A 23,947-nucleotide genomic window follows, 5' to 3' on the forward strand; every position below is an offset into this window, starting at 1 on the left:
GCGAGACCTGAGTCACTAACTAGCGGGACAGGCCCTGCACATACTGAGCAACTGCTGCAATCTCTTCATCACTCATGCGATTGGCCACCCCCTGCATCATTTTGCCGGTATCGTTGGTGCGTCCACCCGAACGGAAATCCTTGAGGGCCTTCTCCACATAGGGCGCATGCTGGCCGGCCAGGGAAGGAAAGTTGGCTTGCGGATTGCCTGAACCCGACGGACCGTGACAGGCCATGCAGGCCGAAACGCCGGTGGCTGCGTTGCCGGCGCGGTAGATCTTCTCACCCAACGCGACCTTGTCCGCCGCCGCAGTACCCGCGTTGCGTTTCTGTGAGGAGAAATAGGCCGCCAAGTTAGGAATATCCTGCTCTTGGATAAGAGCCGCCTGGGCGGTCATCACAGGATCTTTGCGGGCCCCGGATTTGAAGTCGGCAATCTGCCGCTCAATGTACTTCGCATGCTGCCCCGCCAGCTTCGGCCACTGCGGATTAAGGCTGTTGCCATCGGGACCATGGCAGGCCGCACAGGTTGCCGATTTAGTCTGACCTGCGGCTGCGTCACCGGCCGCCTGAGCTCCACCTGCTGCAACAGCGAGTGCGATGGAAGCAGTTACTAGCCATTTGTTCATGTTCGATCCTGCTATGTTCTTGCCTGGATTGTTCACTGTCTAACAGGCGCCAACCGTCTGCGACAGCACGCCGCACCCTCATCCGGTTCTACCTGATAACCCCAAAAAAGCTGCGGAACTATACCAGAACCCTCTAATACAGGTCAAAATGACTCAGCCGAGCTTCCTGCGCGCTTGTTAATTACCTGATCAGGCAGTAATTTGAACGAAAAATCCTGGAAAGAGCATGCAGCACCCACCATTTGACAACCGAATCAGCAAAACCTGCTACGCTATCGTATTCACTCCCAGCCGCCGGCGCAGTCGTTTCCCGGAAAACTGTGTTGAAATAAAGGAGAGCGCGAAGGCGGCATTGGAAGCTGCAGCACCTGAGCAACACCGCCACCCCGCGCACGTGATCGGCCCATCCCGCTCGTCCGAGGGTGTCCGGCTCTACTACCTGATCGACTGGCTGGACGGTAGCTGACCCCAGGCCCACGCTCACCCCAGGCGCAACCGCTTCATCTCGCTGAGCACCGTCTCCATCTCGAGCGTTTCAAAGTCGACCTGATTAAAGGTCGTGATAACACCGACGACCTCGGACCAGCCAAATCCTGCAGTCCAGGGGGAATGCTGGTAGCTGCCCTGTTTTCTACGCGCCACCGCATACATGCATCCAGGCTGGTAGAGCAGATTGTAGCTAGTCTCCTCCAGATGCTGCTGATTCAGCCACTCCCAGGCCTGCTCGGGGCAGCTGAACAACTGACACTCCAGCGGATAGGGTTCTGGCCCACCATTATGTACCCAGCGGGGATCGGCTATGGGCATCGCCGCCTGCTGCAGAAACATCTGGAAATGCAGGTGGTTGACCGAGGCATAGGCACCATAGCTATTGTAACCAAAGCCGACGCCGGATAGCGTCTCGGCCAGCGCCTCGGTCAGTCGCCAGATGTAGATATGATAAGGGTGGGAGAGAAATTGCGGTTCACGATCAAGCCGCTCAGGCACCAGCAGACCGTGCATCGGCACAAACGGAAACTTATTGTAGAGCAGCTCCACTTCCAGGCCATGCAGAGACCCAGCCCAAAACACCTCGCGCCGCAGGAAAGGTTTATTGAAGTGAAACCCCGCGGGATTGAACGACTTGTGGATGCCACTGACCTGCGCAGTCGCCATCCGTGCCGGACGGAACGAACGCAGATGGTTGAACTGCAGCGCCCAAGGGCCTTCACGACGGAAGCGGTTGAGCTGCACCCCATCGAAACCGATCGCCATCAGCTTGAGGAAGACCAACAGGTCGTCCGCCGCTCCATTGATCTCCCGGCCATTACCCAGCGCCTCCCGGCACTCCGCAGCCAGGATCTCAAAGCGCTGCCGTAGCGGCGCCTCCAGGGTAGTTAAGATCGCCTCATCGAAGACTGCATTGGCGTGGACCAGAATATAGGCGCCCAGACCAGGCTGCTGCAGCACGCCGCGCAGCCCTTCGACAAACGCTCCGGAGAAGTGATCGAAAGAGGAAAAAGGGGATTCTGGCATGCTTGCTCCGACGGCTTGAAACGCTGACCGGGGAGTGTAACCCGATTTCCCCAATCAGGTGCACGCTCACTCGATCAGCGCCAGCGTCGGATCAGTGCGACATCTTTTTATTCTGCATCATACGCATCTGCAGCTTGCGCACCGGCGCCTCCAGAGCTTTCTCTGAACCGTCGGCGAACAGCAAGGTCAGCGGAATCCGCTCACCAGGAACCAGCTTCTGCTTCAGACCGATCAACATCACATGCAGACCACCCGGCTGCAGCGCAACCTGCTTGCCCGCCGGCAGATCAATCTTCTCCACCGGCCGCATCCGCATCATGCCGCCCTCCATGGTGTGAGTATGCAGCTCAACCACCTTGGCCACCGGACTCCTCGCCCCAACCAAAGCGCTGTCTACACTGCCATGGTTTGTGAGACGCAAAAAGCTGGCAGAGTTGGGCTGGCCTGGTGGCACCCCCCGTACATAGGGGTCCTCGACCTCGACCTGATCCGCTACGGAACCGGCCCATGCAGCGGCACAGACCATCAGAAAAACAAGGCTCACGACTGTTCTGAAAATATTCACGATGACTCCTGAGAATAACGGCCACTGCCGGGAAGGGAGCGGCAATCATATGTATTTGAACCCGATTCGCCGAGGCATAATCCCCCGGCCTGTTACCTGGGCACATGATAAACATCAAGCACCCCATCAGAGGAACCTGTCACGCCCCCAAACGCACCCTTTCCGCTATTTTTTATGGCATTTGCCCTGCAATTCAGGCAAATGGCCGATCCATCAGACAAAAAAAGGGCAAAGATCTTCATCTTCGCCCCTCTATCGCAGCTTGCCGGCCGGCCTCCAATAAGGCGTGCCAGCCAACAGCATCACTGCTGCCTTACAGGCTGGAGAGCCAGTTGGCGATCTCGCGCGCCTCAGCCTCGCTGACCGTGGCCATGATGCCCTTCATCGCAGCAGTCTGACCGTTATTACGCTTGCCAGACTTGATATCCATCATCTGGTTGAAGGCGTAGTCGGCGTTCTGACCAGCCAGCTTGGGATAGACCGGCATGATCGGGGTCTTGGCATCCTGACCGTGGCAGGAGAAACAGGTCTTAGCCTTGAACAGGGCTGCACCATCAGCGGCCGCATTACCAACCACGCCCAGGGAAAGGGCAGCGACACTCAGAGACAGCGCCAGAGCTTTCATTTTCATCATCGGTAAAAGAACCTCGTGTTTCAGTTTGAGAGAGATCTGCCTGTTTACAGGGATGAGTTCGCCTCGTCCCATCGGCTCGACGGGGCAGTATATTACCACCAGATAAGATGTCCACTTAAAAGAGATTTATCAATTCATCAACCACAGCATGGGATTTCTGGCGGGCTCAATGCCCCCCTTTATCCGCCATGTGTGAGAGGTAGAGGGCCAACCCAAGCAGCGCGATCCCCCCAGCAAACTGCAGCAGATCCATTGGCGTGTTAAAACTCATGCTCAGGGCAAACTCAAAATAGCGCACCACCAGGATCATCATCACCACCTTGGCAAGGCGGCTTTTCAGATCATCCAGACTGCTGATCAGCAACACCTGCGAGGCCTGCATATTATTCTCGGCCTGATCGATCTTGCTGATAAACAGCTCATACAGACCGAGCGCGAAGATCAGCAGCACGGTTGCCAACAGATAGCCGTCGACAATCTCCACCACATGGGTCACCGAGCTGGAGCGCAACGCCACCCGTGCCGCTTCAGTCAGCTCCGGCGAGGCATAATGCAACAGATGACCGATCATGTAGACCGCATCCACCGTCGCCATATAGAACATACCCACAGCCGCTGCCAGACTGGCCACCACCGCCAGCAGCACCACCAGACGGCTGTTCCACAAAAAACTCTCGAAAATCTTCTCCACGCAATCGACTCCGGCCACCTGGGCGGCAGTTGAAAGAAATTAGGCGGATTCTAAAGACTCCCACAGGCAGGTAAAAGAGCAATGTAGCCAAAGCCGCCCCCCATGACTCTCCGTAAACCTGAATTTAGCCGCTAAATTCAATACAATGGTGGGTTTTTTGCGGAGACCTCGAATGCATGAGTTCATCCCCGGCCAACGCTGGATCAGTGACACCGAATCGGAGCTCGGCCTGGGCAGCGTCGTCAAACTCGAAGGCCGTACCGTCACCCTGCGGTTCGAGGCCAGCGACGCCACCCGCGTCTATGCGAGCGCCAACGCCCCGCTCACTCGGATCCGCTTCGACAGTGGCGACCAGGTGGAGGACCAGCAGGGTGAAGCCCTGCACATCACCTCGGTCAGCGAACAACAGGGCCTGCTCATCTATTCCGTACGACAGCAGGATGGCAACACACGCCAGCTGCCGGAGAGCGAACTCAGTCACTACCTGCGCTTCAACAAACCCCGCGACCGGCTGCTCACCGGCCAGCTCGACGCCAACCACTGGTTTGAGCTGCGCTACCACAGCCTGCACCACCAGGCACAGCTGGCAGAATCGGCCAACTACGGTCTGCAAGGCGCACGTATCGACCTGATCCCGCACCAGCTCTACATCGCCCACGAGGTGGCTGGCCGTCATGCACCGCGGGTGCTACTGGCCGACGAAGTTGGGCTCGGCAAGACCATCGAGGCCTGCCTGATCCTGCACCAGCAACTGATCAGCGGACGCACCAACCGTGCCCTGATCCTGGTGCCCTCACCGCTGCTGCACCAGTGGCTGGTGGAACTGCTGCGGCGTTTCAACCTGCACTTCAGCATCTTCGACGAAGAGCGCTGTACCGCAATCATCGAATCGGGCCAGGCAAGCAACCCTTTTCATGCCGAGCAGCTGGTGCTCTGCAGCCTCGACCTGTTCAGTCAGAATCCGCAGCGCTTCTCCCAAGCCCTAGAAGGCGAGTGGGATCTGTTGATCATCGATGAGGCCCACCACCTCGCCTGGAGCGAGGATGACCCTAGCCCCGAATACTTGCTGGTGGAGGCGCTGGCCCTCAACACCCCCGGCATCCTGCTACTCACCGCCACCCCGGAACAGCTCGGCCGCGCTGGCCATTTCGCCCGACTGCGACTACTCGACCCCGACCGCTTCCACTCTCTAGAGGCATTTCTCGCCGAAGAACAAGCCTACCGCCCCGCCGCCGAGGCGATCGACCGGCTGATGCAGCGCACCCCCCTCTCAGAAGATGCGCAGGCACAGATCCTCGACCAGTTTGGCGAAGAGGAGTGCGCCAAACTGCTGGCCATGATCAGCGACGCAGATTCTGACGAAGCGCAACGTGAGTCGGCCCGCAGCGCCCTGATCGAGCTGCTGCTCGACCGACATGGCACCGGCCGGGTGATGTTCCGCAACAATCGCGCAGGCATCAGCGGCTTTCCAGAGCGCGAATTCCACGGCTACCCGCTGCCCAACCCGGAGTGCTACGACGCGGAACAGATCGACCCGCAGCAGAGCGCCCCACCAGACGCCTGGCTCACCCCCGAGCGCATCCACGCCGCCGCCGGCCTGAAAGAGTGGTGGCGCACCGACCCACGAGTGAGCTGGCTGTGTCGCTTCCTACGCGAGAACCCAGAGCCCAAACTGCTGCTGATCTGCGCCCACGCGCAGACCGCCATCGAGCTGCAGGAGGCTCTGCGCAGCCTGGAGGGGATAGGCGCCGCCCTGTTCCACGAGGGCATGAGCATCATCGAACGCGATCGCGCCGCCGCCTGGTTTGCCGACCCAGACCAAGGCAGCCGCATCCTGCTCTGCTCAGAGATCGGCAGCGAGGGGCGCAACTTCCAGTTCGCCCACCACCTGGTGCTGTTCGACCTGCCACTCAACCCCGACCTGCTGGAGCAGCGCATCGGCCGGCTCGACCGCATCGGCCAGCAACAGACCGTGCGTGTGCACGTGCCCTATCTCAGCCCCGGCCCCCAGGAGCGGCTGGTGCGCTGGTACCACGAGGGACTCGACGCCTTCCACCACACTGTGCCCGGGGCCCACACCATCTTCAGCCAGCTCGCACCGGCACTGCAGCAGGTACTGGAGGAGGACGAAGCCGAAGCGGAACTTGAGCCACTGCTGGCGGCCACCGCTGAGCTGCGCCAGCAGACCGCGCAACGCCTGCAGCAGGGCCGCGACCACCTGCTTGAGCTGGCAGGCTGCCGTCAGCCCCTCGCTGACCAGATCGTGCGGCAGATACGCAGTCTCGATAGCTCCTCCAGGCTCTACGAATATTGCGAGCGGCTGTTCGGTTGCTTTGGCGCAGAGGTCGAACCCCTCGGCAACGGCTTTGTACTTCGTCCTGCTGAGCAGATCAGCAACAACCGCCTGCCTGGCCTACCAGACGACGGTCTGACACTGACATTCGACCGCGCCGATGCACTGGCCCACGAAGACCGGCAGTTCCTCACCTGGGAACACCCCATGCTGCGCGAGGCGATGCAGCAGGTGATCAGCCAGGAGAGCGGCAACAGCAGCGCCATCGCGCTGCGCCATCCAGAGATGAAACCCGGCCAGCTGCTGATCGAGGCGCTGTTCCAGATCGAGTGCATCGCCCCGGCCGAACTGCAGGTGGGGCGCTTCCTGCCGCCGCAACTGATCCGGGTGCTGGTCAACCCGCAGGGCGAACGCCTCGACCAGCAACTCACGATAGATCAGATCGCCCAACAGGGTGAGCCGCTGCCGCCCCAGTCCACCGCACCGGTGCTACGCCGATTTCGCAAGGAGATTCTGGAGTTGATCAGCGCCGCTGAGAAGAGCGCAGAAAAAGAGCTTCGACCGAAGGTCAAACAGGCGCTCGACAATATGATGGAGCGCTTCACCGGGGAGATTCAGCGTATGATCGCGCTGCGCAAGCACAATCCATCGATCCGCCGGGTGGAGATTGAACTGCTGCAGCAACAGGGGCTGACGCTGCATCAGCAGATCCAGGGGGCGCGGCTGAGGATGGATGCACTGCGGTTGATCGTCACCCTGTGACAGCAAGCCCTACGCTCCGCAGTTTGCAGCAAGTGTGCCCTTCCCGCGGAGCTATGGGCAGTAATATGCCCATAGCCATGATGGCCACCGCTGTCGATTCAGGGCTCAGCGAAGATCCCGCTGATCTCATCCTCCGTCAGCGCCCGATAATTTCCGGGAGACAGATCAGGGTCGAGCTGGAGCGCACCAATCCGTTCGCGGTGCAGCACCACTACCCGATTCCCCAGCGCAGCGAACATCCGCTTCACCTGATGATAGCGGTCTTCGGTGATAGTGAGACGGCAGGAGTTCGATGACACCAGTTGCAGCTGCACCGGCTTGGTGGGACGAGCCTCGCTACACAATAGAATACCCTGACGAAGGCGCTCAGCATCCCGCTCTGACAGCGACTCGGCCAGGGTGACAAGGTAGCGCTTGGAGCACTTCCGTGCCGGTGCAAGGATACGATGGGACCAGGCACCATCATCCGTGATCAGCAACAGACCGGTGGTATCGATATCGAGCCGACCGACGAAGTGGAGACCCATAGCAGTCGCCTCATCCAACAGATCGAGCACGCCAGGATGAAGCTCCGGCTCGGTTGAACAGACATATCCTTCAGGTTTGTGCAGCATGAAATAGCGCGGTTCGTGCCGCGCCACCAATCCGCCATCCAGCGACACTGCCGCGGCCTCCATGACATTCAACGACGGCTGTTTCTGCGGCTCTCCATCCACCGACACCCGCCCGCCACAGATCGCCTTCTGCGCCTGGGAACGGGTCAACGTGGTGACGTTGCTCAGATAGCGGTCGAGCCTCATCAGTTTTTCTAGTGCAGGCGGTACTTATGCACTTTAATCTCAATCAGAGCCGGCCCACGCATTGGCTTTCCATTGGCCAACCGGGGGTGTCACTCGCCGATACGAAGTAAAGACCAAACCGTTGCTCGCCTCATGGGCCAAAACCACATGGGCCGCCTTAGTTTGAGGATGTGGAAGGCGAGTTCGACACACGATCGGACCTTAGTCTTGAGCGTTTCAATCTCTTCCGCCAATCAGCGCATCTCGCTGCCTTGTTAAAGTTTCCTTACTTAGTTGCATCGCATAGCGATGTTCCAGGTGAGGTCTTCTCTTTGAGCGCCTCACGCTTGTTCACCCCGTGTAGCCGGCATCGCCCCAGATTGATTCTGCTCTACTCATCCCACTATTGCCGAAAAACAGCAAGGCCGGCGAGATGCCGGCCTTGCTGTACTATTCACCGCTCAGGCGGTTCAAGCGAGGTCAAACCCCAAATACAAACTTCGGCCGCAGCCACTTCACTAGCAGCGGCAGCAGGGTCAGGGCGGTCACCACATCAATCAGCAGAGCCTCACTGATATAGACACCCAGCCCCCAGGTATTGGCCAGGTCGGTATTGAGCAACGGGATAAAACAGCCCAACAGCACGATCACCGAGATGATCACCGCCGATCCGGTCGTGTTGAGCGTGTTCTCCAACGACTGCTCCCAATTGCCTGCGGTGGCCTGCATCTCCTCGCGCAATCGCGAGATCATATAGATGCCGTAGTCGATACCCAGCCCCATGGCGATACTCAGTGCCACCTGCAGATGGAACGCCAGGTTGCCCGACCAGTTCTCCACCCGGGTCATGTAACCACCCAGCCCATACTGGGCATAGAGGGTGATGAAGAGCATCACCATCAGGATCACCGAGACCACCACGGAACGGAAGATCAGGGCTGCGATGACGAACACCGCAGCGGCGGTCAGCAGCGGTCCCGCGAGCCAATTGTCAACAGCCACTTCGCGAGTCGCCTCGGTGGCACCGAGAAAACCGCCAACCGCCGGACGGATATAATCCGGGCCATCCACCGAGAGTTCGTTGGTGTCACTGGAGAGATCATCCACCGGACCGGCGCGCAGACCGAAGTTGACCTTGCCAAAGCCCGAATCATTCTTGTGGTCCTCGATGTACTGCTGGATATCCATGGTGACCTGATGGGTCTCCTTCGGATCCATGGTGTTGATGAAGCCCATCACCACGCCCTCGTTCCAGTTCGACATGACGAAGGAGTCCATGTCGCCCTCATCGGTCATGGTCTCCAGCAGTCCGTTGTAGAGCTGTACGATCTCGTCACCGCTGCGGTCATCATCCGGATCTATGGAGCGCAACTTGGCATCGCTCGGGATATAGAGATCCTTCAGCTGCGGTTTCTCGCCCGGCTCGGCGGTCAGTAGCATGTTGATCAAGCGGATGTACTGAGCGTAGGAGCCGGTAAAGCCGATGAACGGATGGGCCCGCATCCACTCCTCCATCGCCTCGATGTCAGCCAGCACCTCGGCATCGTTGAAGATGCCCTGGGCGCCACAGGGATCAGGATCCCAGCAACCCAGCTCGGCCTCGTACTTCTTGCACTGAGCCAGCTTCTCGGCGGGCTCCTCGATATCGTAGAGCTCTTCCGGGAAAGGCGTCTCGGTACAGAGCTCAGAGACCGGCGCCTTGCCCCGGATCGGGATCGAGACCGAGATAACACCGGGCATTATCTGGTTCAGGCGTTCTAGTTGCTGGATCGTGATCGACTGCTCTTTGAAGGCGGCACGGGAGTAGTTGATACCCTTCTCCACCCCCGGCATCAGATCCTCTGAGGTACCGTTCAAGATATCGGTCTCATAGGTGGACCAGCCGATAACCACCGCCACAAAGCCGATCGGCAACCATTTGCCCGGCCCCGCCAGCAGGTTAGTGATGGCGCCACCCACCTTATGCTCCCAGGCGCGCTCACCTCCTTCGTCCATCTGCGCATTGCTGCCGGGAAAGGTGATCATCAGCAGGGGGATCAGGCTGGTGGTGGTAAACAACAGCGTCAGCATGCCAAACATGCCAAAGTAGGCGTAGGCCTTGTAGAAGGAGATATCCACCGTGGCCAGGGTGGCAAAGCCCACCATGTCGGTGATGATGGAGAGGGTCGCCGGGACAATAGTGTGTGAGATGGCGAGCCGCGCCGCATCCTCGCAGCTCCCCCCCTTCGCCTGCTCCTGCATGAAACGCCGGGTCACCTGCACCGAGTGCCCTATGCCGATGGCAAGCAGCAACATCGGCGTCAGCACCATCATGGTGGTCAGTTTGAAGGAGGAGAAACCCATCACTCCCAGGGTCAGGATGATGGTGGAACCGACGCCGATCATCGGGAACAGCGCACCGCGCCAGTTGCGGAATTCGAACCAGAGCGCAGCTACCACGATCGCCAGGGAGATGACAAACAGCCACCACTTATTGACTAGATCGGCAAGCATCCAGGCGAGGAAGTAGGGCTCGCCGGCAACCAGCAACTCGAAGCGATCATCCTCGCCATATTCGTCCATCATGGCACGCACCGAGCGCACCCAGGGGAGGTAGATCTCCTTCACGTCATCGGTATAGTCACCGATGATATAGAGCGACTTAGCAGTGCAGTTCTTTGTATCCCTGTCGCTGAACTCACACTTGTTGCCGGCGGCATCCTCAAAGCCTATCAGCATCGGACCCATCACCGGATTGCCCTCGATGCCCTCCTTGAGGAATGCCAGCTGTTCGGCGGCCACAGCGGAGTCTTCACTGATACCCTCGGTGGGGATCAGGCGCTTGAACACCAGACCGTTCTCGTCCGCCCCCATAAACTTGATCTTCTTCGCAGCGATGTCGATGAAGTTCGAGGCGCGCGCCGTGGGCAACTCCACCAGCCGGGTGTGGATCTCCTGCACCTTGTTGATGAACCACCCCTGGTAGACGTCACCCTCCTTGACGCGCAGGGTGAAGACCATCAGATTGCCCATGCCAAAGTTATGCTCGGCATAGAGGTTGGTCGCCACATAACGATTGCTCGGCGGCAGCAGGGTATCTGGATCATTGCGCATATCCAAATTCTTGATCTGCAGAGCAGTAATCACGGTAACAACCAGCAACAGCAGCATCAGCGGCCAGCGGAAGCGGATGACAAAATCGGCGTAACGTTCCGCCCAGTGGTTGTTAGCTGATTGGCTTGCGGGGGTTTCGCTCATGACACTTGGGACTCCATGCCGAGAGTAGAAAAGAGAGCGAGGATGGAGGGCATTCCAACGGAATGCCCCTCCATCCTCATCAGCGGATTTCGATGCTCAACCCGGATCAGTCGAACAGGTACTTCACTCCCAGCTGGAAGTTGGATGACTTGTCGAACTGGCCAAAGGTGGTGTCTTTGTCACCCCAGTAGTGGTTCCACTCAGCAGAACCGATCAACTCGTCGGTGAAGGTGTACTCCATATCGAGCCGGTTCCACCAGCCACCGCCCTCTTCATAGATGGTGATGTTGTTCCAGCGGTGCTCCTGCGAGTCACCAAACGGCTTGGAGAAGAAGAGCGAGTAGAACTCTTTGAACTCATGTCCCTTGTTCAGGCCGTTATCCAGGTTCATGGTAGCCATGTCACCGGTGTAGCGGGAGCAATCGTAGCTGTTGCCCGCCTGGGTGGTACAGGTGCGCGTCTCCTCGATAAAGTCCATGTTCCAGAACTGGATAAACTGGGCACTGACCAGCATGTTGGTCAGCACGGTGATATCCGCACCCAGCACATACTTAAACATGTCCGCCTCTTCCATGCGCAGGGAGTTGGTCAGGTCACCAATCCCCAGCAGGCGCCGATCCACCACCGGCTGCATCTCATCCTTGTTGTAGAGAAACTCGCCGCGCAGCACGATGGCACCCATCGCCCCGGTGTCCATTGCATAGTCGAACGAGGTGCCGAGACTGTGGATGCGGTTCAGCTTCTCCGTCATCACCATCTCCACCGGATTGGTGTTGGTGTTGGTGGCAAAGGTGGTTGGGTCGATCGCACCATAGTATTCGCCAGCTGCATTGTGCAACAGGATGGAGACCGAGTTTGAACCATCAGCCGCAAAAGAGTTGGGGATCTGATCAGGCGTCAGATCGGTAGCTGGATTGGGCGCTTGAGCACCAGTAGCAGGGTCAATCAGCATCGCCTGGGCGCGCTGCACCGACAGAGTCTCCTTGGTGACCGCATCACGCCAACTCATCTCCACATAGGGGTTGGAGTCGTAGTGATAGAAGTAGTTGAAGGAGTAGTTAAAGCCACCATCGGTGCTGCCGCGATAACGTGCGCCAAAGTTGGCATCCAGATCGTTCGGATAGTCACGCTCATAGACTGCACCGGCGCTGTTACCGGTCGCACCCGCCCCGGAAAAGGAGTTAAAGGTGGAGAAAGTAGCGTTGGCCATATACTCGAACGCTGATGAAGCCTGACTGACATCCCAGGTCACATCAGTTGGCAACTGCCCGGTGACACTGGTCAGATTGGTGACCCAGAAGTTGCCGTTGGGATCAACCGCCACGGTCGGATCGGTCAGACCAAACTGGGCGATCTGGTTGAGCATCACACTGCCTGACGTGCCACTGCCGATCGGGTCCGGGTTGCTGGCAAAACCGTCCACACTCAGGCCGGCGAAACCCACCAGGCCGCTCGCCATCGGCACACCGCCGGTCAACATGCCAGCCTGGGCTGCATTGTTGAAGCTCTGCGCCGTCGCTGCTAGACGCGGGGTAACGTTGAGGAAGCCATTGACCTTGCCAGTGATCGAATCGACGCCCTTCATCAGGAACGGATGCTCGGCATCTCCATCCGCATTCAGTCCGGGGATCTTGTTCTCCTCAACCTGGGAGACGATCAGCTGGATGTTGCCGTTCTCACCCACGTTACGTTCCGCATTGATCATCCAGATCGGGATGCGTGAGTCTTCCATCGCATTCTGGTTGAGTTCGCGGTAATCGGTAGGATTAATGATATCGAGCAGCTTCATACCATCCGCGGTACCCCACACCACCTGCTGCTTACCAAGGCGTAGATCCCAACCACCAACGCCGGTGTCCACGTAGAGTTCACGGAACCAGTCGTTCTGGGTATAGCTCTCGTGGCTCTTATAACCGTCGACCCCTTCAGTGTCGTAGATCAGGTTGAGTTCGCCGTGCCAGCTGCTCTCTTCACCGAGATCACCATTGAAGAAGATCCGCGCGGAGTTCTCGAATTTCATCAGGTCGCCGGCGCTATGCTCTGTTGTATCGAGCATGCTGGAGGCCTGACCGGTACGTTGCCCGCTTTTGGTAAAGACCGCGGTCTCATTCTTCAGATAGCCGCTAACTTCGATCTCCGCCACTGCCACCCCAGGCAGCACCAACGCAAGCAGCATGGATTGATAAATCACTGATCGCTTAAACATTTACATACTCCTCCCCCGGCCCCATGGACCCCGCCTAGCGGCTTCCCCTTTTGTCCGGTTGGAATCTGGTTAAACTGCAGGCTGCCGTTGCGGCAGCCCAAAAAAGAGGGGCAATCGCCCCTCTAACTTGGTTGATTATTACCGCTTGATCTTGCGCAGGGTCTTTTCCGACCACTTGCTCGGCTTCCAGTCGTGGTTGAACTCCACCACTTCATCCGGAATCACCGCCCAGGTCTCATGGCCGCTAGCGAAAGTCTTTCCGTACCAGTAGGCCCAGGACTGCGCGCGCGCGTCATCCTGACCGAGGCTGACCCAATCACGATCGATTACCTTGATCTTCTCGCCATCTTTGAAAAACTCGGTGCGATAGTCGGCAAAGGTCTTGGTATCAACATAGCTGACACGGTAGTCATACCACCAGTTCTGACGCTTGGTGGTACTCTTCAGCTTGTAGACCTGTTTGCCCTTGTGTTTGCAGGACGCAGCGGGGGGATTGGGCAGATACTTGACCTTGACATCCGGAATAGAACCCAGGCAGTCGTTGAATTCTTCTTTGCCCAGCAGTTCATGGGTCTCGTCCTTCGGCTTGCGCAAGGTGACATCACCGAAAGTAAAGTCGGTACCGCCCCAGGCATCATCATGGGCCGGCTCGGCAAAACGACGAATCTTGCGTAGCGCAGGCAACCAGATGGAGTAGGACTGACTCTTGTTGTCATCCACATAGTCGGTGATCAGCATGCCGGTGCCTCTCAGCTTGCCGGAGCGGAAGATCGCCAAGTCCATGGCGTTGATCGCGCTGTCGCGGTAGTCGTTATTGAGGTAACGTTCCAGGGCGATGGTGGTGGGCTTCTTGCCGGCAGACTTGTTGATCAGCACGGTCATCGTCTTGCCTTTCTTGGTGATGCCGTAGTTTTTCATCGCATAGAAGTGGTTGACGAAATAGACCTGATCGGCGATTTCGGCGGCACTGGGGGTTCCCGAGGGAATGGCCAGATCCTTGGACACCCCGGCAGCGACATGAGTGGAGATAAAAAAGGGAATCGCCGCGGCCGCGGCAACAAACTTACGCAAGTGCATCTTTGAAGATCCTCCTAAGCGGTGCTACTACTGCGCGTCCATCAGATAACTTTTTTAGGTTATTCTTATATGGAACGCATTATTCTAATGGCCGGTATTAATATCAAACATCCCCTTGCAACCGCAATAAGGGAAAACCGCTACATAGGCCAGCTTTTGCCTCTGCAGTCGCCCTCGCATATCGTGATTCCAAACTCTTCAGGGCAAAAAAAACCCCGCTCTGCGGCGGGGTCCGTTTGGTGCATCAGCTCGCCGGGTGGGCATCCGGCCGGCCGATAGCAAAATAACTTAGGCCTGCTCGCGTCACAGTCTCCGGCTCAAACATATTGCGTCCATCGAACACCGCCGGGCTCCCCAGAGTCTCTTTGATACTGTCAAAGTCGGGACTGCGGAACTGGGTCCATTCAGTCATGATGATCAGGGCCTCCGCACCCTGCAGGGCATCTTGGGCGCTCTCACAAAAGGTCAGCTCATCGCGTTCACCATAGATACGGCCCGCCTCCTCCATCGCCACTGGATCGTAGACCCGCACCGAGGCACCCGCCTCCCACAGCGACTCCATCATCACCCGGCTGGAGGCCGCACGCATGTCATCCGTATTGGGCTTGAAGGCCAGGCCCCAGAGAGCGAATGTCTTGCCTTTCAGGTCCCCATCAAAATAGCGATTCAACTTATTGAAGATGACCCGCTTCTGATCGCTATTGACCGCTTCGACGGCAGTCAACAGACGTGGATTGTAGCCAACGCTCAACGCCGTCTTCTCCAGCGCCTGTACATCCTTGGGAAAACAGGAGCCGCCGTAACCGCACCCTGGGTAGATGAACTGATAGCCGATGCGCGGATCAGAACCGATACCGATACGCACCTTCTCAATATCCGCGCCCAGCAGGTCGGCGATATTGGAGAGTTCGTTCATGAAGCTGATCTTGGTGGCAAGAATCGCGTTGGCCGCATACTTGGTCAACTCGGCGGAGCGCACATCCATCACCATCACGCGCTCGTGATTGCGATTGAACGGCGCATAGAGGGCGCGCAGCAGCTCACCGGTACGGGGATTATCGGTACCCACAACGATGCGATCGGGACGCATGAAATCATCGATCGCCGCACCCTCTTTGAGGAACTCCGGATTGGAGACCACATCATATTCGATCTCGACGCCACGTGTCGCCTGAACCTCGCGTATCGCCTCACACACCTTGTCGCCGGTACCAACCGGCACGGTAGACTTGTCGATGATGACACGATACTCGGTCATGTGCTCCGCGATGCTGCGCGCCACGGCCGTCACATACTGCAGATCGGCGGAGCCATCCTCATCCGGCGGAGTGCCCACCGCGATGAACTGGAACAGCCCGTGCTCGACGCCCTTTTTTGGATCGAGCGTAAAGGCAAGACGCCCCGCCTCGCGGTTGCGCTTAACCATCTCTTCAAGGCCCGGCTCATAGATCGGGATGCCGCCACTGTTGAGCATATCGATCTTGGCCGGATCGACATCCACACACATAACATCATTACCGACCTCAGCCAGACAGGCGCCCGTGACCAAACCGACGTATCCACTTCCGAAGATCGTAACTTTCATTTATTCAAGACTCCATTAAACCTTAAGATTACAGGCCCAAGCCGGACTGACTTCAAATTTGGCCGGAGATTGCTGCCGTTCTACAAGAAAGGCCGGATGCTACCAGAGTTCAAATCAATTTCCCTAACCAATACTGGAGTTACGAGAATCCCCTTTGAAAACGGCACCCTGGCGCAACCCAGCCCTTGAACTGAAGACAATGATATTACACAATCCCGCATTCCGTTCGCCAAAACCCAATACCCGAATCAACTCCCGATGCCAATACTCGCCCTGGGCCTTAACCACAAAACCGCGCCGGTAGAGGTCCGCGAACGGATCACCTTTGGTCCCGATATCATAGCCGGCGCTCTGCGCAGCCTGCTCGAGGCCGCCTCGGTGGAGGAGTCGGTGATCCTCTCCACCTGCAATCGCACCGAAGTCTACTGCAGCATCAACGACACCGAAAAGGGCTCGGTGGCCGACTGGATCAGCGACTTCCACGGCCTCGACAACGGCAAGGTCAGCCCCTACCTCTACAGCCACATGGATGCCGATGCAGTGCGCCACCTGATGCGTGTCTCCTGCGGCCTCGACTCCCTGGTGCTGGGCGAACCGCAGATCCTCGGACAGGTCAAATCGGCCTTCCAGACCGCCGCCAGCGCCAACGCCACCGGCAAGATGCTGAGCAAGCTATTCCAACACGTGTTCTCGGTCTCCAAGCAGATCCGCACCGATACCGCCATTGGCAACAGCCCAGTGTCAGTTGCGTTTGCCGCAGTCAGCCTGGCGCGCCAGATCTTCAGCGAGCTGGAGGAGCAAACCGCGATGCTGATCGGCGCCGGCGAGACCGTCGAACTGGCCGCCCGCCATCTGCATCAGAACGGCATCGGCCGCATCATCGTCGCCAACCGCACTGTCGAGCGCGCCCACAGCCTGGCCGCCCAGTTCGACGGCTACGCCATCGCCCTGACTGAGATCGGCAACCACCTGGCGGAGGCCGACATCGTCATCTCCTCCACTGCCAGCCCGCTGCCGATCCTCGGCAAAGGCACCGTCGAGCGGACCCTCAAGGAGCGCAAACACCGCCCCATATTTATGGTCGACATCGCCGTGCCGCGGGACATCGAACCCGAGGTCGCCGATCTGAGCGACATCTACCTCTACACGGTGGACGACCTAGACGAGGTGATCGAAGAGAACAAACGCTCACGCCAAGAGGCGGCACTACAGGCCGAGGAGATCATCGACCAGCATGTCGAGGCGTTCATGGGCTGGCTGCGCTCCCTCGACGCAGTGGAGCTAATCCAGGGGTACCGCATCCAGGCCGAACAGCTGCGCAATGAGACCTTGAAGAAGGCCCTGCAACAATTGAAGAAGGGCAAATCGCCAGAGGAGGCACTGCAGTTCCTCGCCCACACGCTCACCAACAAGCTGCTGCACACCCCCAGCGCCCAGCTGCGCCAGGCCGGCTTCGACGGCCAAATCGAACTGCTAGAGGCCGCCAACACTCTGTTTCAACTAAAAAAGCCTACGAATCGTCCATGAAACCCTCCCTACGGGGCAAGCTGGAGCAGATCGCCGACCGTTTCGAGGAGATCACCGCCCTGCTGGCCGACCCCGAAGTCCAAAACGACCAGAACCAATTTCGCAACCTCAGCCGAGAGTACGCCCAACTCGAGCCGGTGGTGGAGAGCTACCGGCACTTCAGCCAGGCAGAGGCGGATATCGAGTCGGCACAGGAGATGCTCGCCGACCCGGAGATGGCCGAGTTGGCTGCCGAAGAACTGGCAGAAGCAGAGCACACCCGGGACCTCCTCGAACCGGAGCTGCAGCTGCTGCTGATCCCCGCCGACCCCAACGACCAACGCAACATCTTTCTCGAGATCCGCGCCGGCACCGGTGGCGCTGAAGCGGCGCTGTTCGCCGGCGACCTCTACCGCATGTACCTGCGCTACAGTGAAACCCTGGGCTGGCAGACCGAGACCATCAGCGAGAGCCCAGGCGAGCACGGCGGCTACAAGGAGATCATCTGCCGCATCAGTGGCAACGCGGTCTACTCACGACTGAAATTTGAGTCGGGTGCACATCGGGTACAGCGAGTGCCAGAGACCGAATCCCAAGGGCGCATCCACACCTCCGCCTGCACCGTCGCAATCCTGCCCGAAGCCGACGCCATCGATGAGGTCGAGATCAACAGTAACGACCTGCGCATCGATACCTATCGAGCCTCCGGCGCCGGCGGCCAGCACGTCAACAAGACCGACTCCGCGGTGCGCATTACCCACCTGCCCACCGGCATCGTGATCGAGTGCCAAGACGAACGCTCACAGCATAAGAACAAGGCCCGCGCCATGTCGTTGCTATCGGCGCGCCTGCTCTCCCAGGCCCAGGAGGCGCAGAGCAGCGCCCAGGCGCAGAACCGCAAACTGCAGGTCGGCAGCGGCGACCGCTCGGAGCGCATCCGCACCTACAACTTCCCGCAGAACCGCCTCACCGATCACCGCGTCAATCTGACCCTCTACAAGCTCGATGAGATCATGGCCGGCGGCCTGGAGCAGGTGATCGATCCGCTGCTGCGCGAGTATCAGGCGGAACAGCTGGCGGCGATGGGCGAGGCGTGACCAGTCTGCGCGAGGCGCAGCAGCAAGCAGGCGCCCGGCTTCGCGTCCTACCCCACGCCGAGGCCGAACTTGAGGCCGCGCTGCTGCTCTGCCATCTGCTCGACAAGCCGCGCAGCCACCTTTACGCCTGGCCCGAGCAGGAGCTCACAGCCAACCAGATGCGGCAATTTTCACAGCTGCTGGAACGCCGCCTCAGCGGCGAGCCGCTAGCCTACATCCTTGGCCTACGTGAATTCTGGTCGCTGCAGCTCGAGGTCAATCCAGATACCCTGATCCCCCGCCCGGAGACCGAGCTACTGGTGGAGATCGCACTGACCCATCTCGACGACAGCCAGGCCAGCCGCATCGCCGATCTCGGCACCGGCAGCGGCGCCATCGCCCTGGCGATCGGCCGCGAGCGCCCCGACTGTCACATCGACGCCACCGATCTCAAACCGCAGACGCTGCAGACCGCGCGCAGCAATGCCCAGCGCCTCGGCATCGGCAATCTGGAGTTCCACCTCGGCAGCTGGTACTCCGCACTGCCACGCGGTGCGCACTACCGACTGCTGCTCAGCAACCCACCCTATATCGCCGATGACGACCCCCATCTCTGCCAGGGAGATCTGCCCCGCGAACCCCGCGCCGCGCTGGCCTCAGGGCCAGACGGCCTACAGGCGATACGTCAGCTCTGTGCCGACGCCCCAGCCCACCTCGAAGCGGGGGGCTGGTTGATCTTCGAGCACGGCTTCGAGCAGGGAGCTGCAGCCCGCTCACTGCTGCAGCAGGCCGGCTTTGTCGAGATCCAGACCCACCAGGATCTGGCCGGGTTGGATCGTGTCACTGAGGGATGTCTGCCTGCGCCTGCCCAAGCGGTGAGTCAATGAGGATTCTCAAGATGCGACCAGTAACGCTTGCATATTCACCCACTTTCGCTAGGATTAATTCCCATGGAGACGGGGAGCCCAGAATTCACCAAGCACCGGGAGATCCACTTCGTCGAGTTGCACCCGGACCCCCAGCAGGCGCAAACTGCCGCACTGCTGCTGGCTGACGTAGAAGGCATCGACCGCATCGAGCCGGTCGCACCATCCCACCTCCGCATCAGCTACAACTTGCTGGAAGTCTCGCTGGAGCAGATCGAGATTGGGCTCACCGAAGTCGGCCTGCACCTCGACAATCGCCTCTATTTCCGCCTCAAACGGGCCCTCTACTACTACACGGAAGAGACCCAGCGCAGCAATATGGGCTGCTCGCGCAGCGACTCCAAATGCACCCGTCGCATCTTCGCTGAGCGCTACCAACGCCAGGACCACAGCTGCCGCGACCATCGCCCGGAACACTGGCGTCGTTACCTCTAACCTCCCATCCAAATCACCTGATGCATTCTCCTCACCTTTTATTTAAGGTGGCGCTTCCATGCAAACAAAGAACACGATTCGATGAATGACGATCAGTTGCTGCGCTATAGCCGCCAGATCATGCTGCCGAGCATCGGTATTGAGGGGCAGCAGCTGCTACTTGAAAGCCGGGTGTTACTGGTCGGGCTTGGCGGACTGGGCTCGCCGGTTGCTTTGTATCTGGCAGCCGCCGGCGTCGGCCAGCTGGTGCTGAGCGACTTCGACAAGGTCGATCTCAGCAATCTGCAACGCCAGATCGCCCACACCACCGACGCCATCGGTGAGCTCAAGGTGGAGTCGGCCCGCCGCGCGCTGCTGGCTCTGAACCCTGAAATTCAGATCGAAACCATCGACCGGATATTGCAGGAGCAGGAGCTGGAGCTGGAGGTGCAAAAGGCCGATCTGGTGATCGACGCCAGCGACAATTTCGCCACCCGCTTCGCCATCAACAGCGCCTGCCAATACCACGCCACACCGCTTGTGTCAGGTGCAGCGATCCGCATGGAGGGCCAGGTCAGCGCCTTCTCCGGCCAGCCGGGCGGCCCCTGCTACCGCTGCCTCTATCCAGAGGAGGGCCAGGTCGCCGACACCTGCTCAGAGAACGGCGTACTGGCACCGCTGGTCGGGATCATCGGCAGCATTCAGGCTACCGAAGCGATCAAGATCCTGACCGGGGCGGGCACGCCACTGTTTGGCCAACTGTTGATCCTCGATGCACTGCACATGCAGTGGCGTAGCCTCAAGCTCAAGCCCGACCCACGCTGTCCTATCTGTAGCGACGACCACCACTAAATGGCGAGCCGCCGCGTTAAAGCCATCCGCCGCCCCGACTGGGATCTCGCACTGCCGGGATTGAGCCTGCTGACCGCCTTCATCACCTTACTGCCAGGACAGACCCAGCAATGGCTCCGCTACGAACGCAGCCTGATCGAATCCGGCGAGCTCTGGCGGCTGCTGACAGCCCACCTGACCCACCTCAACTGGTCGCACCTGCTGCTCAATCTGCTGACACTCTGGCTGATTCGTCTGCTGTTTCCCCGTAGCCCAACACTGCAACCGATCAGTTTTCTCTGGCTCGCGCTGGCCACCTCATGCGGGCTATTTGTTCTCAATCCCGACCTTCAATGGTACCTAGGGCTCTCGGGAGTGCTGCATGGCTATCTGGCCTGGGTGGCACTCCATCTACTTCGCCATGCCCAGTCAGGAGGCGGGTTGCTGGCCGCCCTGTTGCTGGGCAAGCTGGGTTGGGAGCAGCTGCTTGGACCGATGCCAGGCAGTGAGGCGATGATCTCAGCGAACGTCGTGGTCGACGCACACCTTTACGGCAGCATTGCCGGCGCCTTACTATGGGCGGCACAACCTAAAACTATTGAATGACTCTGAGGTAGCCGGGTGATTCGGACGATACTGCTCTTCCTGTTAACGTTTCTGATCCTTCATGGCTGCCAAGAGGGGGAGCAGATCGACCTCTCAAACCTCCCCGCTGAAGAGCAACAGGCGCTCACCGCTTTGGCATGGCTGAAAGGAGCCGATGCAGAGCGCGACGCACAACAGGCATTTGCCCGGGGTGACTTGCGGCTGCTCGCCATGGCGACCCGAGGAGCCAGCATGCCAGGCATTCCCACTGAGCTGGCATCAAAGGCAAAGTCTGTCTGCGGCATACGATATCTGGAAGGTTCCACCGATGCGGTCGTGAGCGATATGCATCTGAAACTACTGCAAAAGGCAGAAAAGTATGCTGCAACCTACAACGGAATCATGCTCCAGCACTGCATGAAGTAGGCTGCCGCAGCCAGCCGGCCAACCCCCAGCTGCCTGCCAGCAACAACATCAGCGGCATCCAGAAGAGCCCCCCTCCACCCCCTTCGCTTCGACCCGCCTCAGCGCCAGCACCAAGTGCGTCAGACGCATCGCTAAACTGCGCCCCATGCTCCAGCGTCGTGCCATCTGTGGCCTTGCAACGGCTCGCCACCGGCACACCATTACCCTGCACCTCAATCGAGAGACCCTCGGAGAGGGTAAAAAAGATATTGTCACTACAGGCGAGGCGCACCCTTGCACGATCGATCTGCAGGTCCGGCAGGGTCACCATGGCGCTGCCAGCAGCATTGGCAAAGCTCCCCAGAATCAGCTCCGGTAGATCTGTGCCATCGCAGTAGCTGGCATAGTCGCTACTGAGTGATAACAGCTCCACCGTCATATTGCCGCAGATCGCCGTAGTGTTAGTCGACCATTCCAGGCTGTATGTGCCGTCCCCCATCAACGATGCCCCCGACACCAGCTCACCACCGGTAATCTCCAGCGGCCCAGACGCGTTATCCACACTGATCCGCACATCATCCGCGGCAACCCCGGAATTGCCATCACGCACCGTCAGGCGAAAGTTCATCACACGAGCACTGGCTGGCAGGGTTTCACCCTTGGCGCTGGTCGAGTCGTTTTCATCCAGCCCCAACAGCAGCTGACTGATGCGGGGGAAGATGCGCTCACCACTGCTCTTGGGCAGAAATGAACGAAACAGGGGATTGTTACCACTGACCGGATCTGCGCCGAGATCGCTACCCAAGGTCTCCGGAGAGGTCACCGCCCCTCGATCAAGCCCATCCCATTGAAAGGAGAGTTCATCACCATCCGTATCGTTTGCCGCCCCCAGCAGCCTGAAGGGGGTCTGCCTGGGGATGATGTAATCAGCTCCCGCATCGACGCTGGGCGGCGTGTTGCCGGTGGCAACCAGTGTGCCGCAGCTACCGCCGGATGCCACATAATCATTCACCTGCTGGATGCTCCAAGCGTGAAAGGTCGCATCGGTGTTGTATTGCAGATTCTCCGCGCCACAGATGCCCGCATAGGCCATGATGGTGGTGCCGCTGCCAGGCTCTACCGCACTACCCGCCACCCGCTGGGCACTAATGCAGGCCCCATCTGAGCCATTAAAGGTGTGATCGGCGGCAAACTGATGCCCGATCTCATGGGCAACAAAGTCGATAAAAAAAGACTCGCCGCTCGGATTCCGCCTGCCACTCACCCCCTTCGCCTTCTGATGGGGCGAACAAGCGCTCGGCACCACCGCGATACCGCCCCCATAGGTACTGAAGACATGCCCGATATCATAGTTGTCGCTGCCGATCACCCGGTCCAGATTAGCCTGATTCTGGCCCAGCATGTCGAAGGCGCTGCTGTTGTCGTAGGGATCACTGGCAGAATCGGTATAGATGATGCGGTCGTTATCTGCCACCAGCTGGAACTGGATCGCTAGATCCCGCCCATAGATCTGGTTGACCCGGTTGATCGCCGTGACGATCGCTGATAGCGCCGCCTCAACAGTGCCACCCATCGCCTGGGTATACTCTCCGGTAGCCGCTACTGCCAAACGATAGAGACGCCGTCCCTCGCCACTGCGTAGCGCCAGGCCATCGAGCGCTGCGGAGTGACCTGCCGGGTCATCCTGATAATGCACCTCATGCACAGCACAGAGCGACCGCTCATCGGCCTCACCACCCCGCCCCGCCAACAGCAGATCCCGCTTGTAGTAAGCTCGGTAGCCGCCACTGATATCAGGGTCGATAAACAGAGTACCAGCCGTCATGTTGATCATGGCGTGAAAACCATCCGGGGTCAGATCGAGCCGGCCAGTCGCCGCTGGATCATCCAACCCCGTGACGGAGAAAGTGCGAATGTCGGGATAACGTCGCGCCAGCTCCGGCGCCATAACTGGCGACTCCATGACGCTAAAACGACTGCTGCGGCCATCGGGCAGGGGCAGTGACAACTCCACCCCCTGGCGAGCAAGGAGCTCTTGCGGCGCCGCAGCGAGACGCTGTTGCAGGGCAGCATGGTCAGCTTGAAGGCGACGATAGTAGAGCACCTCATCTACTGTCCGTCGGCCTGCCAAGTCTTCTCTCGGCAGATCCTCCCAAACCGACCCAACAGAGGCCCATGAAACCGGTGTGCTCATCAGCAGCACCGCCCCAACCACAACCCTGAGTCCCAGCC

Annotated in this window: 20 protein-coding genes; 9 read left to right on the forward strand and 11 right to left on the reverse strand. The window is 59.2% G+C overall.

Annotated features, from left to right (window positions below):
* Nucleotides 1-19: 19 nt before the first annotated feature.
* Entirely contained in the window at nt 20-628 is a 609-nt protein-coding gene (locus tag L0Y14_RS14920; RefSeq protein WP_006475109.1) for a c-type cytochrome, read from the reverse strand.
* A 226-nt stretch (nt 629-854) separates the two neighbouring features.
* On the opposite strand from L0Y14_RS14920, the gene L0Y14_RS14925 reads away from it, so the two are divergent.
* Nucleotides 855-1,094, forward strand: a complete 240-nt coding sequence (locus L0Y14_RS14925; RefSeq protein WP_006475110.1) for a hypothetical protein — start codon at nt 855-857, stop codon at nt 1,092-1,094.
* Nucleotides 1,095-1,108: 14 nt separating this feature from the next.
* On the opposite strand, the gene L0Y14_RS14930 is transcribed toward L0Y14_RS14925, so the two are convergent.
* From L0Y14_RS14930 to L0Y14_RS14945, 4 genes are all read right to left on the reverse strand, one after another.
* A complete protein-coding gene (locus tag L0Y14_RS14930) occupies nt 1,109-2,143 on the reverse strand; it encodes a GDP-D-glucose phosphorylase 1 family protein (RefSeq protein WP_006475111.1) in 1,035 nt (344 codons plus the stop codon).
* Nucleotides 2,144-2,234: 91 nt separating this feature from the next.
* A complete protein-coding gene (locus tag L0Y14_RS14935) occupies nt 2,235-2,708 on the reverse strand; it encodes a copper chaperone PCu(A)C (protein ID WP_039959729.1) in 474 nt (157 codons plus the stop codon).
* Between the two features lie 313 nt (nt 2,709-3,021).
* Nucleotides 3,022-3,342: a c-type cytochrome gene (locus L0Y14_RS14940; protein ID WP_006475113.1), complete on the reverse strand. Its 321-nt coding sequence runs from the start codon at nt 3,340-3,342 to the stop codon at nt 3,022-3,024.
* 166 nt (nt 3,343-3,508) lie between these two features.
* A complete protein-coding gene (locus L0Y14_RS14945) occupies nt 3,509-4,033 on the reverse strand; it encodes a YqhA family protein (RefSeq protein WP_006475114.1) in 525 nt (174 codons plus the stop codon).
* 172 nt (nt 4,034-4,205) lie between these two features.
* On the opposite strand from L0Y14_RS14945, the gene rapA reads away from it, so the two are divergent.
* Nucleotides 4,206-7,088 carry an RNA polymerase-associated protein RapA gene (rapA, locus tag L0Y14_RS14950; RefSeq protein WP_006475115.1) on the forward strand — a complete coding sequence of 961 codons (2,883 nt, stop codon included), beginning with the start codon at nt 4,206-4,208 and terminating at the stop codon, nt 7,086-7,088.
* A 98-nt stretch (nt 7,089-7,186) separates the two neighbouring features.
* On the opposite strand, the gene rsuA is transcribed toward rapA, so the two are convergent.
* From rsuA to L0Y14_RS14975, 5 genes are all read right to left on the reverse strand, one after another.
* Nucleotides 7,187-7,888 (reverse strand): 16S rRNA pseudouridine(516) synthase RsuA, encoded by a 702-nt coding sequence (gene rsuA / locus L0Y14_RS14955; protein WP_006475116.1) that lies wholly within the window; start codon nt 7,886-7,888, stop codon nt 7,187-7,189.
* A gap of 459 nt (nt 7,889-8,347) precedes the next feature.
* Nucleotides 8,348-11,104, reverse strand: a complete 2,757-nt coding sequence (locus L0Y14_RS14960) for an efflux RND transporter permease subunit (RefSeq protein ID WP_005959979.1) — start codon at nt 11,102-11,104, stop codon at nt 8,348-8,350.
* A 106-nt stretch (nt 11,105-11,210) separates the two neighbouring features.
* Complete coding sequence (locus L0Y14_RS14965) at nt 11,211-13,310, reverse strand: hypothetical protein (protein ID WP_006475117.1); 2,100 nt, start codon at nt 13,308-13,310, stop codon at nt 11,211-11,213.
* A 138-nt stretch (nt 13,311-13,448) separates the two neighbouring features.
* A complete protein-coding gene (locus L0Y14_RS14970; RefSeq protein WP_005959981.1) occupies nt 13,449-14,387 on the reverse strand; it encodes an outer membrane lipoprotein-sorting protein in 939 nt (312 codons plus the stop codon).
* A gap of 244 nt (nt 14,388-14,631) precedes the next feature.
* A complete protein-coding gene (locus tag L0Y14_RS14975) occupies nt 14,632-15,972 on the reverse strand; it encodes a UDP-glucose dehydrogenase family protein (RefSeq protein WP_040819718.1) in 1,341 nt (446 codons plus the stop codon).
* Nucleotides 15,973-16,230: 258 nt separating this feature from the next.
* Between L0Y14_RS14975 and hemA the strand changes: the two genes are divergently transcribed.
* The 7 genes from hemA (at nt 16,231) to L0Y14_RS15010 (ending at nt 21,736) form a co-directional block, all read left to right on the forward strand.
* On the forward strand, nt 16,231-17,499 hold the full coding sequence (gene hemA, locus L0Y14_RS14980) for a glutamyl-tRNA reductase (RefSeq protein WP_006475120.1): 1,269 nt from the start codon (nt 16,231-16,233) through the stop codon (nt 17,497-17,499).
* Nucleotides 17,496-18,575: a peptide chain release factor 1 gene (gene prfA / locus L0Y14_RS14985; protein ID WP_006475121.1), complete on the forward strand. Its 1,080-nt coding sequence runs from the start codon at nt 17,496-17,498 to the stop codon at nt 18,573-18,575. The genes hemA and prfA overlap by 4 nt, the downstream gene beginning before the upstream one ends.
* Complete coding sequence (gene prmC / locus L0Y14_RS14990) at nt 18,572-19,441, forward strand: peptide chain release factor N(5)-glutamine methyltransferase (protein ID WP_006475122.1); 870 nt, start codon at nt 18,572-18,574, stop codon at nt 19,439-19,441. The genes prfA and prmC overlap by 4 nt, the downstream gene beginning before the upstream one ends.
* 63 nt (nt 19,442-19,504) lie before the next feature.
* Nucleotides 19,505-19,915: a hypothetical protein gene (locus L0Y14_RS14995; protein ID WP_006475123.1), complete on the forward strand. Its 411-nt coding sequence runs from the start codon at nt 19,505-19,507 to the stop codon at nt 19,913-19,915.
* Between the two features lie 81 nt (nt 19,916-19,996).
* Entirely contained in the window at nt 19,997-20,746 is a 750-nt protein-coding gene (locus tag L0Y14_RS15000) for a HesA/MoeB/ThiF family protein (RefSeq protein WP_006475124.1), read from the forward strand.
* A complete protein-coding gene (rrtA, locus tag L0Y14_RS15005) occupies nt 20,747-21,331 on the forward strand; it encodes a rhombosortase (protein ID WP_005962831.1) in 585 nt (194 codons plus the stop codon).
* A 15-nt stretch (nt 21,332-21,346) separates the two neighbouring features.
* Nucleotides 21,347-21,736 (forward strand): hypothetical protein, encoded by a 390-nt coding sequence (locus L0Y14_RS15010; RefSeq protein ID WP_005962829.1) that lies wholly within the window; start codon nt 21,347-21,349, stop codon nt 21,734-21,736.
* On the opposite strand, the gene L0Y14_RS15015 is transcribed toward L0Y14_RS15010, so the two are convergent.
* Nucleotides 21,711-23,846 (reverse strand): reprolysin-like metallopeptidase, encoded by a 2,136-nt coding sequence (locus L0Y14_RS15015; protein WP_251859224.1) that lies wholly within the window; start codon nt 23,844-23,846, stop codon nt 21,711-21,713. The two genes, L0Y14_RS15010 and L0Y14_RS15015, sit on opposite strands and share 26 nt — an antisense overlap.
* Nucleotides 23,847-23,947: the final 101 nt, after the last annotated feature.

Origin of the sequence: Candidatus Endoriftia persephonae, from assembly GCF_023733635.1 — a bacterium.
Lineage (GTDB): Bacteria > Pseudomonadota > Gammaproteobacteria > Chromatiales > Chromatiaceae > Endoriftia > Endoriftia persephonae.

What these genes read in the sequence shown, in the direction of transcription:
- L0Y14_RS14920 (WP_006475109.1), bottom strand. Translation starts at nt 628, where the DNA reads ATGAACAAATGGCTAGTAACTGCTTCCATCGCACTCGCTGTTGCAGCA.
- L0Y14_RS14925 (WP_006475110.1), top strand. Translation starts at nt 855, where the DNA reads ATGCAGCACCCACCATTTGACAACCGAATCAGCAAAACCTGCTACGCT.
- L0Y14_RS14930 (WP_006475111.1), bottom strand. Translation starts at nt 2,143, where the DNA reads ATGCCAGAATCCCCTTTTTCCTCTTTCGATCACTTCTCCGGAGCGTTT.
- L0Y14_RS14940 (WP_006475113.1), bottom strand. Translation starts at nt 3,342, where the DNA reads ATGATGAAAATGAAAGCTCTGGCGCTGTCTCTGAGTGTCGCTGCCCTT.
- rapA (WP_006475115.1), top strand. Translation starts at nt 4,206, where the DNA reads ATGCATGAGTTCATCCCCGGCCAACGCTGGATCAGTGACACCGAATCG.
- rsuA (WP_006475116.1), bottom strand. Translation starts at nt 7,888, where the DNA reads ATGAGGCTCGACCGCTATCTGAGCAACGTCACCACGTTGACCCGTTCC.
- L0Y14_RS14960 (WP_005959979.1), bottom strand. Translation starts at nt 11,104, where the DNA reads ATGAGCGAAACCCCCGCAAGCCAATCAGCTAACAACCACTGGGCGGAA.
- L0Y14_RS14965 (WP_006475117.1), bottom strand. Translation starts at nt 13,310, where the DNA reads ATGTTTAAGCGATCAGTGATTTATCAATCCATGCTGCTTGCGTTGGTG.
- L0Y14_RS14970 (WP_005959981.1), bottom strand. Translation starts at nt 14,387, where the DNA reads ATGCACTTGCGTAAGTTTGTTGCCGCGGCCGCGGCGATTCCCTTTTTT.
- L0Y14_RS14975 (WP_040819718.1), bottom strand. Translation starts at nt 15,972, where the DNA reads ATGAAAGTTACGATCTTCGGAAGTGGATACGTCGGTTTGGTCACGGGC.
- hemA (WP_006475120.1), top strand. Translation starts at nt 16,231, where the DNA reads ATGCCAATACTCGCCCTGGGCCTTAACCACAAAACCGCGCCGGTAGAG.
- prfA (WP_006475121.1), top strand. Translation starts at nt 17,496, where the DNA reads ATGAAACCCTCCCTACGGGGCAAGCTGGAGCAGATCGCCGACCGTTTC.
- L0Y14_RS14995 (WP_006475123.1), top strand. Translation starts at nt 19,505, where the DNA reads ATGGAGACGGGGAGCCCAGAATTCACCAAGCACCGGGAGATCCACTTC.
- L0Y14_RS15000 (WP_006475124.1), top strand. Translation starts at nt 19,997, where the DNA reads ATGAATGACGATCAGTTGCTGCGCTATAGCCGCCAGATCATGCTGCCG.
- rrtA (WP_005962831.1), top strand. Translation starts at nt 20,747, where the DNA reads ATGGCGAGCCGCCGCGTTAAAGCCATCCGCCGCCCCGACTGGGATCTC.